Source organism: Haemophilus sp. HMSC61B11, from assembly GCF_001838615.1.
GTDB lineage: Bacteria > Pseudomonadota > Gammaproteobacteria > Enterobacterales > Pasteurellaceae > Haemophilus_D > Haemophilus_D parainfluenzae_AD.
In genome coordinates this window covers 309339-322865 of record NZ_KV837971.1, presented here as the reverse complement: position 1 = coordinate 322865, position 13527 = coordinate 309339, and the positions used below count along the sequence as shown (strand labels likewise).

At 40.4% G+C, this 13527-nt stretch carries 10 protein-coding genes; 9 read left to right on the top strand and 1 reads right to left on the bottom strand.

Features of this window, described 5'->3' with window-relative positions:
- The first annotated feature begins 3 nt into the window (after positions 1–3).
- From menE to HMPREF3263_RS05675, 9 genes are all read left to right on the top strand, one after another.
- Positions 4–1356 carry an o-succinylbenzoate--CoA ligase gene (gene menE, locus HMPREF3263_RS05715; RefSeq protein WP_049371272.1) on the top strand — a complete coding sequence of 451 codons (1353 nt, stop codon included), beginning with the start codon at positions 4–6 and terminating at the stop codon, positions 1354–1356.
- Between the two features lie 13 nt (positions 1357–1369).
- Positions 1370–4714, top strand: a complete 3345-nt coding sequence (gene mscK / locus HMPREF3263_RS05710) for a mechanosensitive channel MscK (RefSeq protein ID WP_049371271.1) — start codon at positions 1370–1372, stop codon at positions 4712–4714.
- Between the two features lie 15 nt (positions 4715–4729).
- Positions 4730–5803, top strand: coding sequence for a chorismate synthase (gene aroC, locus HMPREF3263_RS05705; protein WP_049371270.1), 1074 nt, complete (start codon positions 4730–4732; stop codon positions 5801–5803).
- Between the two features lie 63 nt (positions 5804–5866).
- On the top strand, positions 5867–6739 hold the full coding sequence (gene mepA, locus HMPREF3263_RS05700; protein WP_049371269.1) for a penicillin-insensitive murein endopeptidase: 873 nt from the start codon (positions 5867–5869) through the stop codon (positions 6737–6739).
- Positions 6740–6749: 10 nt separating this feature from the next.
- A complete protein-coding gene (locus HMPREF3263_RS05695; protein ID WP_049371268.1) occupies positions 6750–7517 on the top strand; it encodes a TSUP family transporter in 768 nt (255 codons plus the stop codon).
- A 9-nt stretch (positions 7518–7526) separates the two neighbouring features.
- Positions 7527–8486, top strand: a complete 960-nt coding sequence (gene lpxM / locus HMPREF3263_RS05690) for a lauroyl-Kdo(2)-lipid IV(A) myristoyltransferase (RefSeq protein WP_049371267.1) — start codon at positions 7527–7529, stop codon at positions 8484–8486.
- 113 nt (positions 8487–8599) lie between these two features.
- Positions 8600–9142: an adenine phosphoribosyltransferase gene (gene apt / locus HMPREF3263_RS05685; RefSeq protein ID WP_049371266.1), complete on the top strand. Its 543-nt coding sequence runs from the start codon at positions 8600–8602 to the stop codon at positions 9140–9142.
- Positions 9143–9158: 16 nt separating this feature from the next.
- Positions 9159–11303 (top strand): DNA polymerase III subunit gamma/tau, encoded by a 2145-nt coding sequence (dnaX, locus tag HMPREF3263_RS05680; RefSeq protein ID WP_049371265.1) that lies wholly within the window; start codon positions 9159–9161, stop codon positions 11301–11303.
- A gap of 40 nt (positions 11304–11343) precedes the next feature.
- Entirely contained in the window at positions 11344–12192 is an 849-nt protein-coding gene (locus HMPREF3263_RS05675) for a DUF808 domain-containing protein (RefSeq protein WP_005695749.1), read from the top strand.
- Between the two features lie 66 nt (positions 12193–12258).
- Here HMPREF3263_RS05675 and proA read toward each other — a convergent pair whose 3' ends face one another.
- Positions 12259–13512: a glutamate-5-semialdehyde dehydrogenase gene (gene proA / locus HMPREF3263_RS05670; RefSeq protein ID WP_070853081.1), complete on the bottom strand. Its 1254-nt coding sequence runs from the start codon at positions 13510–13512 to the stop codon at positions 12259–12261.
- Positions 13513–13527: the final 15 nt, after the last annotated feature.

The following is a 13527-nucleotide window of genomic DNA, read 5'->3' as shown; positions in this document are numbered from 1 at the left end:
TCGATGCAAAAATTCCCTTGGCAAGCATTTGCCCAAAATTCAGCGTATGCAAATCAGGTCGCGTTGCGAAATTCGCAGGGCGATCCTTTTACTTGGGCGGAGCTTGCCGAGAAAATTAATCAAGTAGAAGTCTTTCTCTTACAACAAGGTGTGACAGCGCAAAGTGCGGTCGCTTTTTGCGGTAAAAATTCAGAACAGATCTTATTTCTTTATTTAGCCGTTATTCAGCTAGGTGCAAAAATTTTAGGGATCAATCCTGCATTTCCTCAAGAAAAAAGAGAAGAATTGTGCCAAGTACACGGCATAGATTTTTGTTATCAAACTGAAGATATTCGTTATTTAGCTGCTGAAGCATTACCCGAGCATAAAGCGGATTTGACAAAAGCAGCCACAATGACGCTCACATCAGGTTCGACAGGTTTACCTAAAGCAGTGGTGCATAATGTGTCTGCTCATTTAGCTAATGCAGAAGGCGTTTGTGCCTTAATGAGTTTTGGCAAAGATCAATCGTGGCTACTTTCTTTGCCGCTTTATCATGTTTCCGGACAAGGCATTGTGTGGCGCTGGCTTTACGCAGGTGCAACCTTAGTTTTACCGAAAGAAGATTTTTATCAATCTATTGGAGAGGTTTCCCATGTTTCTCTCGTGCCAACGCAATTACAACGTTGGTTTGATTATTTGGTAGAGCATCCTCAATCTATTCATACGCAAGCGGTATTATTGGGGGGAACACAAATCCCTGTTAAATTAACTCAAGCATTAAATGAATTAGGGATTCGCAGTTATTCAGGTTATGGTATGACCGAAATGGCTTCTACTGTATTCGCTAAACAATCGGATGGAAAAGTTGGTGTAGGTCAACCTTTGCTTGGGCGAGCGTTCAAGTTAGTGAATGAAGAAGTTTGGTTAAAAGGTGCTGGACTTGCCATGGGCTATTGGCGAGAAGGACATATTGTTCCACTCACCAATGCCGAAGGTTGGTTCCAAACAAAAGATAAAGCTCAATGGCTTGATGACGAATTAGTTATTCAAGGCCGATTGGATAATATGTTTATTTCTGGAGGTGAAAATATTCAACCAGAAGAAATTGAAAAAGTGATTGCACAATCAGATTTGGTGAAACAAGTCTTTGTTTTGCCTCAACATGATGAGGAATTTGGCCATCGCCCTGTCGCGATTGTTGAATTTCATACCTCATTTAATGAAAGTGCGGTCGAATCTCTCAACGTTTTTTTACAAGGACGATTGGAACGATTTAAGCAACCCGTTGCCTACTATGAACTCCCGCAGGATTTAATCCAAGGGGCAATAAAGATTTCTCGCAAAGCACTCGCCGATTGGCTGTTGCAACAATAGGAAAGTTAGTTTAATGAAAAATATCTCTCGAGTTTTGACCGCACTTGGTCTTTCATTTGTTTTTACGCTGGCGCTTTCTCAGCCTGTTTGGGCAGAGAATAATAATGCTGATTTACCGACGGAAAAAACACTAAAAAGTGAATTAGCCGAGGCACAAAAATTACCAGATGGTGATGAAAAAACAAATAACGTCACGACAATCCAGGCTTCGCTTGATTTCTTGCAACAAATTCAAACACAGCAAAAAAATAATAACGATTTGCAAGATACGCTTATTGATGCAGATTCTGAAATTCAGAAGAATAGTGCTGATCTTCAAAATCTTAAAAAACAGCTAAGCACGCCAAGTAACACCGATTATGCTTCACAAAGTTTAGCTAATCTACAGGCTCAGGTTGAGAAACTGACCAATCAACAACAAGATGCCCAATCTGCATTAAGTGCGGTGAATACGCAACTTGCAGGGCAGAGCTCTGTGTCGGAACGTGCTCAAACAGCCTTAACAGATAATGTTAAACGTACGCAAGAATTGAATCAGAAATTAGCTGATCCAACGACAAGTTCACTATTAAAACAGCAAATTCAGCTTGAATTACAACTGATTGAGCTAAAAAATATCTATAATCAAGTGCTATTAAAAAATAGCGATCAGTTGACTGTGCTTTATCGAAGTCGATATGAGTTATTAAATACTCGTGTTCAAGCATTGCAGCAACAAATTGCAGCCATTCAAGAAGCGATTAATCAAAAGAATTTGGCTAAAACACAAAACCAAGTTGAGCAAGCACAACAACAAAGCCAAAATGTTGAGCAAAATCCGTTGATTCAGAAAGAATTGAATTTGAATGCGCAGCTTAGCCAATATTTACTTGAGCAAACAGAGAAAACCAATACATTAACGCAAGATGAATTACGCATGCGAAATGTGTTGGATAACTTAACGCAGACACAACGTACCATTGATGAGCAAATCAGTGCGTTACAAGGCACGTTGGTGCTTTCTCGCATTATTCAGCAACAAAAACAAAAATTACCGACCAATTTAAATATTCAAGGTCTTTCAAAGCAAATTGCGGATTTGCGTGTACAGATCTTCGATATTACGCAAAAACGTAATGAGCTTTATGATATTGATGCCTACATCAGTAAAATTGAGCAGGATGAAAACAAATCGTTTACACCGGCGGAAAAAGCACAATTAACCAATTTATTGACAGAACGTCGAAAAGTGGCTTCTGATTTGATTAAGTCATTGAATAATCAGTTGAATTTGGCGATTTCCTTAGAGCTAACCCAGCAACAAATTACACAAATCAGTGATCAGATCCAGTCTAAACTTGATCAACAAAGTTTCTGGGTAAAAAGTAATAATCCAATTAATTTAGATTGGATCAAAAAACTGCCAATGTCACTCAAGGCACAACTTGATGGTATTGGAAAGAAAATCGGCTTCCCGACAAATTTCGATAATTTGCCGTATTTACTTACTTATGTCTTTATTTTGTTTGTGATTGGTGGATTGATTTTCAAATTTAAAGAATCGATTAAACACCGTTTGAGCGTGATTAATGGCGAAATAAATACGCTTCGTTCGGATAGCCAATGGCATACACCACTTGCGTTATTTTATACCGCACTTTTATCTTTATCAGGTACCCTTTGGTTCTTAGCGGCTTGCCAATTGTTAGGCTTTTTCTTGGTGAAAAATCCACAGGAGTTTTGGGAATGGTCGCTCAGTATGGCGGGCTATTGGTGGTTCTTTAGTTTTGTTTTAGCTATTCTTCGTCCGAATGGTATTTTAGTGCGCCATTTTGGTTTTGCTAAAGAGAGTGCAGCTAGCCTACAAGATGTTACGAAACGTATTATTGTTTCTGTTGTGTTATTACTGAATACATCAATTTTCAGTAATGTAATGGATACAGGCTTAGCAAATGACGTATTGGGTGAAATAAATACCATTGTTGCCTTGCTTTTCTGTATTGTGATTATTGCGCCACGTTTTGTTCGCACAGAAAAATCGTTGAATTCAAGCGTAACGGATCAGCGTGATAGAACGCTTTTAAAAATTATGCGCGTTTTATTGCAATTGGTCCCTGTTATTTTAATTGCACTAGTTGCTTTAGGCTATTATTACACCGCCTTAAATTTAATTACGCATATTATTAATACCTACATTGCATGGGTGGTGTGGTCGTTGGTGCGTCATACTATTTATCGTGGTATTACGGTTGCATCAAGACGTTTAGCTTATCGACGTTTACAAGAAAAACGTCAGCAAAAACAACAAGATTCAAGTGATACTTCAGCCTCTGATGATGTGGTCGTGATTACCGAACAAGAAGAGGGATTAGCCTTAAATGAAGTACGGAGCCAGTTACTACGTTTTGCCGATCTCTTTATTTGGACCGCACTTTTTGCCATCTTCTATTATGTCTGGTCAGATTTAGTTACGGTTGTAAGTTATTTGCGTGATATTACCTTGTGGCAACAAACCTCAACGACTGAAGCGGGCGTGGTGACAGAAACGATTTCACTCTTTAACTTGATTGTTGCGTTAATCATTGTTGTGATTACCTATATTTTAGTGCGTAACATTCCAGGTATTTTAGAAGTATTAATCTTCTCTCGAGTGAAACTTTCACCAGGTACGCCTTATACCATTACAAAATTATTAACCTATATCTTGGTTGCAGTGGGTGGCGCATGGGCATTTTCGACGCTTGGGATGTCATGGTCTAAATTACAATGGTTATTTGCCGCCCTTTCCGTTGGTCTCGGTTTTGGTGTGCAGGAAATTTTTGCGAACTTTGTTTCTGGCATCATTTTATTATTTGAGCGTCCAATTCGTGTGGGCGATACCGTGACAATTAATGGTGTTACGGGGACGGTGGCGAAATTCCGTATTCGTGCCATTACCATGATTGATCCTGATCGAAAAGAAGTGATTGTGCCAAATAAATCTTTTGTAACAGGTCAAGTGATCAACTGGGCATTATCTAATACCGTTACTCGTTTAGTGGTTTCCGTTGGTGTGGCGTATGGTTCAGATTTAGACTTAGTGAAACGCTTATTATTGCAAGCCGCGCATGAGCAACCAAGTGTCTTAAAAGATCCAGAACCAAGAGCATTATTCTTGACCTTTGGGGCAAGTACATTAGATCACGAATTACGTGTTTATGTAGGGCAAGTATCTGAGAGAAATGATACGCTTGATGCTCTCAATCGCCGTGTGAATGAGTTATTTGCAGAAAATAATATTGATATTGCATTCAATCAATTAGATATCTTTATTAAAAATAAAGATACTGGCGAAGAGATTCCATTTATTGATGTGGCAAAATTAGCCCAAAATCATTAATTAAAGAGAGAAAATATGGCAGGGAATACTATCGGACAACTTTTTCGTGTGACAACCTTTGGGGAATCACATGGTATTGCATTAGGCTGCATCGTTGATGGTGTGCCACCGAATCTTGAATTATCGGAAGCTGATATTCAACCTGATTTAGATCGTCGTAAACCCGGTACATCACGCTATACCACACCGCGTCGTGAAAACGATGAAGTACAGATTTTATCTGGGGTATTTGAAGGTAAAACAACGGGTACCAGCATTGGAATGATCATTAAAAATGGTGATCAACGTTCACAAGATTATGGTGATATTAAAGATCGTTTCCGTCCAGGACATGCAGATTTTACCTATCAGCAAAAATACGGCATTCGTGATTATCGCGGTGGTGGACGCTCTTCTGCGCGTGAAACCGCCATGCGTGTAGCTGCGGGAGCTATTGCGAAGAAATATTTACGTGAGCAGTTTGGCATTGAAGTGCGTGGCTTTTTGAGTCAAATTGGCGAAGTGAAGATTGCACCGCAGACTGTAGGAAAAATTGATTGGGATAAAGTGAATAGCAATCCATTTTTCTGTCCGGATGAAAGTGCGGTCGAAAAATTTGATGAATTAATCCGTGAATTGAAAAAAGAAGGCGATTCGATTGGGGCAAAACTAACCGTGATTGCAGAGAATGTTCCTGTCGGTTTAGGAGAGCCTGTTTTTGATCGACTTGATGCTGATTTAGCCCATGCGTTAATGGGGATTAATGCCGTTAAAGGTGTAGAAATTGGCGATGGTTTTGCGGTGGTTGAACAGCGTGGAAGTGAACATCGTGATGAAATGACACCAAATGGTTTTGAAAGCAACCATGCTGGCGGTATTTTAGGGGGGATTAGCTCAGGTCAGCCAATTATTACAACGATTGCTCTAAAACCAACATCTAGTATTGCCATTCCAGGGCGTTCTATTAATTTAGAGGGTGATCCTGTCGAAGTGGTGACAAAAGGCCGTCATGATCCTTGTGTGGGAATCCGTGCAGTCCCTATTGCAGAAGCCATGGTCGCAATTGTGTTACTCGATCATTTATTACGTTTTAAAGCGCAATGCAAATAACTCTTTTAAATTAAGCTTATTTTTCTTTCATTAAAGATAAGAAGATTCGTTTTAGGAAATTTTATGAGTAGATCTTTAGCAAAATTACTTTCAAGTGCGGTTGTTTTAGGGTGCGTTTTTTTCTCGCTACAAACAATGGCCTCGCCACAAGACTGGCAACGAATTAAACGTCCAATTCCAGCAACAGACGGTAAAGCGAATCCAATTGGTAGCTATTCGAATGGTTGTATTATCGGGGCTGAACCTTTGCCTTATAAAGGTGAGGGATACCAAGTGATTCGTATGAATAAAAATCGCTACTATGGTCATCCGGATATGATTGCCTACTTACAACGCCTTGGACAAAAGGCGAAGTCAGCAGGCTTACCAACGATGTTAGTTGGGGATATTGCTATGCCAGGTGGTGGTCGCTTTTTAACAGGACATGCAAGCCATCAAATGGGATTAGATGCGGATATTTGGTTGCGTATGGGCACTATGACAGACAGTGAAGCGTTAAATTCTGATGGAAAAGGCCTGCTTGTTGTAAACCGTCAAACACAACGTGTTGATGAAAATGTGTGGAATAACAATCACGCCACGTTAATTAAACTGGCAGCACAAGATCCAAAAGTCACGCGTATTTTTGTGAACCCCGCGATTAAATTAAAACTTTGTCAAACTGCGGGAGACGATCGTGCTTGGTTGCATAAAATTCGCCCATGGTTTGGACATGATTCACATTTCCACGTGCGTATCGCTTGTCCTAAAGATGCCGCTTATTGTGAAGATCAAGCACCGGTACCCGCAGGTGATGGATGTGGCGATGAGCTTTATTCTTGGTTTGAACCGGCAAAACCAGGTTCAGGCTCTTCTAAACCAAAAGTGACACCGCCAGAACCGTTCTTGTGCCAACAAGTGTTGAGTTCGCCAAATAGTAGCGAATGGTTAGAGTAGGAGTTAAATCATGGAGTTGGGGATTGATATATTAGCCATGCTTTTTGCTGCTGCCTTTATTGCCGCATTTATTGATGCGATAGCGGGTGGCGGAGGCTTAATTACAATCCCTGCCTTATTAATGACAGGTATGCCACCAGCAATGGCATTAGGCACGAATAAATTACAAGCATTCGGCGGTGCATTGTCGGCAAGTATTTACTTTCTGCGTAAAAGAGCGGTCAATTTACCGGAGTTTTCTTTCATCTTACTGGTGATTTTTATCGGCTCGGTGATTGGTACGTTACTCATACAAAATTTAGATGCATCATTAATTAAAAAAGGGCTTCCATTTCTCATTTTAGCGATCGGCTTATACTTTTTATTTACGCCTAAATTGGGTGAAAGTGATCGTAAACAACGAATTTCTTACGCTGTTTTTGCGTTATGTTTTGGTTCATTACTGGGTTTTTATGACGGCTTTTTCGGACCAGGGACGGGTTCATTAATGAATCTGGCTTGTGTGACGTTACTTGGATTTAACCTCACTAAAGCGACTGCGCATGCCAAAGTGATGAATTTAACCTCTAATTTTGCTTCATTAATTTTCTTCTTTATTGGTGGTCATGTGATTTGGACCGTTGGGTTAGTCATGATGGCAGGAAGCCTGATAGGTGCCAATTTAGGGGCTAAAATGGTGATGGCAAAAGGCAAACAACTGATCAGACCGATGGTGGTGATTATGTCATTTATCATGACGATAAAAATGGCGTATGATCAAGGTTGGTTTCATTTTTAACGATTGATTATGACAGACTCTCAGAAAAAATTACGTATTACGGCACGAACAGGCTATGAACCACATTTTTCATGGTCATATTTGCATCCGAAAAATTGGGGCATTTGGCTCGGTATTTTTGTGCTTTTGTTACTCGCTTTTGTGCCATTTCGTTTACGAGATAAAATGGCTGAGAAACTGGCGCGTGCACTGACGAAAAAAATTGGTAAGCCACGCATTCGTGCTGAGATTAATTTGAAACTCTGTTTTCCAGATTGGACGGATGAGCAACGTAACAAAGTGATTGAAGAGATGTTTGTCACCGTCGCGCAAGTGATGCTTGGTATTGGTGAGATTGCTATTCGTTCAAAAAAACATTTACAAAAACGTAGCGAGTTTATTGGCCTTGAGCATATCAAACAAGCCAAAGCCGAAGGACATAACATCATTTTGATGGTGCCACATGGTTGGGCGATTGATGCCTCTGGCATTATTTTGCATACACATGGCATGCCAATGACTTCAATGTATAACCCTCACCGAAATCCGTTGGTGGACTGGTTGTGGACTTTAGCGCGTCAGCGTTTTGGCGGGAAAATGCATGCTCGCCAAAATGGTATTAAGCCGTTTTTAGCACACATCAAACAAGGTCAAATGGGATATTATCTTCCTGATGAAGATTTTGGAGCCGAGCAAAGTGTCTTTGTGGATTTCTTTGCCACTTATAAAGCCACGCTTCCTGGGTTAAACAAAATGGCGAAATTAGCAAAAGCGGTGGTTATTCCAATGTTCCCACGCTATAACGCTAAGAGTGGCAAGTATGAAATGGAAATTCGCCCACCGATGCAATTAAGCGACGATCCTGAGCAATCAGCCCGTGCGATGAACGAGGAAATTGAATATTTTGTTACACCAACCCCCGAACAATATGTCTGGATTTTACAGCTTCTTCGTACCCGAAAAGACGGGGAAGATATTTACCCAGATTAATTCATTTTATTTACAAAAGTGCGGTCAAAATTCACCGCACTTTTGCATTTTTCTATGCTAGAATGCGAGCCTAAAAACAGGATTTTTTCTTACTCTTTTTTGAGCAATTATTTATGAACAAACAACTTGAATTAATCAAATCTTCTATCAAATCTATCCCAAATCATCCAAAAGAAGGCATCATTTTCCGTGATATCACGAGCTTGCTTGAAGTGCCTGCGGCTTTCAAGGCAACAATCGATTTGATCGTTGAAAAGTATAAAGATAAAGGTCTCACAAAAGTAATTGGTACCGAGTCTCGTGGATTTATTTTTGGTGCGCCAGTTGCATTAGCATTAGGCTTGCCATTTATCCCTGTTCGTAAACCGGGCAAATTACCTCGTGAAGTGATTGCACAGTCTTATCAATTAGAATACGGTCAAGACACCCTTGAATTGCACACGGATGCCATTTCACAAGGCGATAACGTGTTAATCATTGATGACTTGTTGGCAACGGGTGGAACAGTTGAAGCTACCGTGAAATTAGTTCAACGTTTAGGTGGTGAAGTGAAACATGCTGCCTTTGTGATTAATTTGCCAGAATTAGGGGGCGAAAAACGCTTACGTGATTTAGGCATTGATTGCTACACCCTAGTGAATTTTGAAGGCCATTAATTTTTAAAGGGATGCGATGAGCTACCAAGTTTTAGCCAGAAAATGGCGACCAAAAAACTTTTCTGAAGTAGTGGGGCAAAGCCATGTGCTCACTGCTTTGGAAAACGGTTTAAAAGAAAACCGTTTACATCATGCTTATTTATTTTCCGGCACCCGTGGCGTGGGTAAAACCTCCATTGCTCGTTTATTTGCGAAAGGCTTGAATTGTGTAAACGGTATTACTGCCGATCCTTGCGGTGAATGTGAAAACTGTAAAGCGATCGAAGCGGGCAACTTTATTGATTTAATTGAAATCGATGCGGCTTCTCGTACTAAAGTAGAAGATACCCGTGAGCTATTAGACAATGTGCAATATAAGCCGGTAGTGGGGCGTTATAAAGTCTATCTTATCGATGAAGTCCATATGCTTTCTCGCCATTCTTTCAATGCGTTATTAAAAACCTTGGAAGAGCCGCCTGAATATGTGAAATTCCTACTCGCTACAACGGATCCTCAAAAATTACCGATTACGATTTTATCCCGTTGTATGCAATTTCATCTCAAAGCATTAGATGAACCGCAAATTTCAGCGCATCTTAATCGCGTGCTTACGGCAGAAAATATTCCTTTTGATGCGCCTGCATTAGATAAATTAGCCAAAGCTGCACAGGGCAGTATTCGTGATAGCTTAAGTTTAACGGATCAAGCCATTGCCATGGGCAATGGTAAAGTGTCCACCGATGTGGTGAATACCATGCTTGGGCTGTTAGATGAAGATCAGCCGATTGAAATCATTTACGCCTTACATCAAGGTAACGGTGAGCGTTTAATGAAAACCATTCAAACGGTGGCAGAAAAAGCGGGCGATTGGGATGAATTATTGGCAGAAACAGCCGAGAAATTACATCAAATTGCGTTAATGCAGTTACTTGCTAAAAATGCCACTGATGAAAACGATCACTTAGGTTTTCTAGCCAAACATATTTCACCCGAAGACGTACAATTTTTCTATCAAGTGATTGTATCGGGTCGAAAAGAATTGGCCACCGCACCAAATCGTCGAATTGGTGCAGAAATGACATTATTGAGGGCATTGGCATTCCACCCAAAGTTCCTTACGGCAGTACAAACGCCTAAACAAGGCGGGCTATTCCCTGAACAAAATACACAGAAAAGTGCGGTTGAAAATCAGCCTGTTTCTGGTTATGTGGATATGCCGGTGCTGTCGCAAAACATCAAAGCAAATTATTCTGCACAAGTGCAAAAGCCAATGGTTCAATCAGCGGCTGTGCATTCTTCACCTTCTCAACCTATTTCCACTCAAACCTCATCTTCATTGAATTTAGCCAGCCTTGCTGCGCTAGAGGCATTGAATCAATTAACGAAAATTGAGCAATCAGAGCGCCAGCATCATCATGATGAACAGCAAGCCGCAGTGGAAGAAACCTTGCATCACCTCCAAGAGTTAGATGAGCAAAAAAATTCGCCAAAAATGACCGCACTTCCTGTGCGAGAGATGACACCACCGAAAGCTGCGCAAACGAAAGCCGCGGTACCAAATCCAATGACTCAACAAGCTGACGAGTTAAAGCAAGGTATTGAGACGGTTGAAAATACCATTGATGACAATGCTGAAATGGATGCGGAAGAGCAAGAAATTCTCGATGCGGAAACCTACCGTTGGGAGTGGAGTAATCCGGATTTAGCCAAAGTAGATAGTGGTGTGCGTCCTTCTGATATTAAACAGGCGATGTTGAAAGATGTGACACCAGAATTGCGTGAGAAAATTATTCAAATTACGCAAAAACAAGATCCTTGGACGGATATTGTTGAACGCTCTGGCGTGGTTGGCTTTTCAAAAGAGTTGGCATTAAATTGCTTTATTAAGTCGCAAACAGAAGATGAAATTCAACTCGGGCTTCATTCTGAAAAAGCCCATTTAAAACAAGATCGAAATATTAAAAATTTAGTGGAACATCTTGAACGTTTATATGAAAAACCAGTCAAATTGTCGATTTTTGTTGAAGATTCCGATGTTTTAACACCAATGGATTACCGTAAAAAAGTTTATCAGGAGTTGCGTGAACAGGCGCGTACGGATTTACAGCAAGATAAAAAACTACTTTTATTACAAAAAGAGTTTGATGCGAAGTTGGATGTTGAAAGCATTCGACCAGTTTAAAACTCGTTTCTCTAAATTTTAACTTTATAAAGGAAAAAATATGGCGTTTAGCTCTCTTTTTACTCTTATTGATGACATTGCATCGATTCTTGATGATGTCGCCTTGATGACCAAAATAGCAGCCAAGAAAACCGTTGGTGTAGTAGGTGATGACTTAGCCTTAAATGCTAATCAGGTAACAGGGGCATCTTCCGATCGTGAATTACCCATTGTTTGGGCAGTAACCAAAGGATCGTTAGTCAATAAAGTCATTTTAATTCCAATTGCTTTACTGCTTTCTGCATTTTTACCTTGGTTGATCGTGCCACTTCTGATGATTGGTGGGGCATATTTATGTTTTGAAGGTGTAGAGAAAATTCTACATAAATTTATTGCTCATGAAGAGCACGAAGAAAAAACAACCTTTAATGAAGCCGCTAAAATTAAAGGGGCAATTCGTACCGATTTTATTCTTTCCGCTGAAATTATCATTATTGCATTGGGTGAATTAACCGAAGCGAGCTTGCTGACTCGCATCATTTCTCTTTCGATAGTGGGTATCGGAATTACTATTTTTGTTTATGGCTTGGTCGCATTGATTGTTAGAGCGGATGATTTCGGTTTATATCTTATCAAAAAAGGTGGTGTGGCGAAGTCAATCGGGAATGCAATTTTAGTGATTATGCCAAAATTTATGCGTTCACTTAGTTTTATCGGTACGCTTGCGATGTTCTTAGTCGGTGGCGGTATTTTTGTGCATAATGTGGATTTCATTCATCATTTGCTCGCTGATTATCAATTAGCTGATGGCTTATTAGGTAATGTAGCGACGTTAGTCGTGGGTGTGATCGTAGGCGCGATTGCTTGTGCGATTGTATTACCCGCGATGAAATTATTTGGCAAACACTAAAAACGAGATAAAAAATAACCGCACTTTGATTGTTTCAAGGTGCGGTTTTTTTATGGGCGAAATAGATTATTTACGAGAAGTGTAATCGCCGACACAGACCCATTTATAACTGGTTAAGGCTTCTAATCCCATTGGGCCACGTGCGTGAAGTTTTTGGGTACTTACCGCCACTTCTGCACCTAAACCAAATTGTCCGCCATCGGTGAATCGAGTACTTGCATTAACATACACGGCTGCCGCATCTACTTGATTGATAAATTGTGTGGCTAATCGTTGGTTTTCCGTCAAGATACTTTCTGAATGTTGTGTACCATATTCACGAATGTGAGCAATTGCCGCATCCATATCTTCAACCACCACGACATTGAGATCGAGTGAGCCCCATTCTTGGCGTAGCGCTTGTTCGGTCACTTCTTGCACATCGACATTTGCAGCTTGAAGAATCGAAAGTGCGGTCGATTTTGCATGGAATTTTACTTTTTTCTCAGCTAAATATTTCGTGAGTTTTGGCAGGAAGGTTTCTGCAATTGAACGTTGAACTAAAAGCGTTTCTAACGTATTACATGTGCTTGGACGTTGGCATTTTGCATTCGCAATCACCGCAAGGGCTTTTTCTTGGTCAGCACTTTCTTCCACAAAAAGATGACAAACCCCCACACCACCAACAATCACTGGAATGGTAGAATGTTGTTTACAAAGCTCATGTAAACCAGCACCGCCACGAGGAATAATCATATCTACATAGCGATCCAATTTAAGTAGTTGCATTACAAGCTCACGATTCGGATCGGTAATGGCTTGGACTGCATGGCGTGGTAATCCTACTTGTTCAAGGGCATTTTGTACCACTTCCACTAAAATTTGGTTGGAATGTTGTGTTTCTTTTCCACCACGTAAAATCACGGCATTACCGGTTTTTAAGCAAAGGCTTGCCACATCAATAGTGACATTTGGACGAGCTTCGTAAATGGTACCAATTACGCCAAGCGGTGTACGAACTCGCTCGATTTTTAATCCGCTATCTAAGGTGCCCCCATCAATAATTTTTCCCACTGGATCCGCAAGCGAAATCACATGGCGCACATCATTTGCAATGCCTTTTAGGCGATCTTTGGTTAATAAGAGGCGGTCAATTAAGGCTTCAGATAAACCATTTTGTTTCGCGATTTCAATATCTTTTTGGTTTGCAGCAAGAATACGATCCGCTTGTTGTTCTAATTGTTCCGCAATGATACTGAGCGCATGATTTTTTTCAGTGGTGTTTAACTGTGCTAAAATAAAGGCCGCATATTTGGCCTGTTTGCCCATTTGTTCTAACATAATTATTCCTTTTAA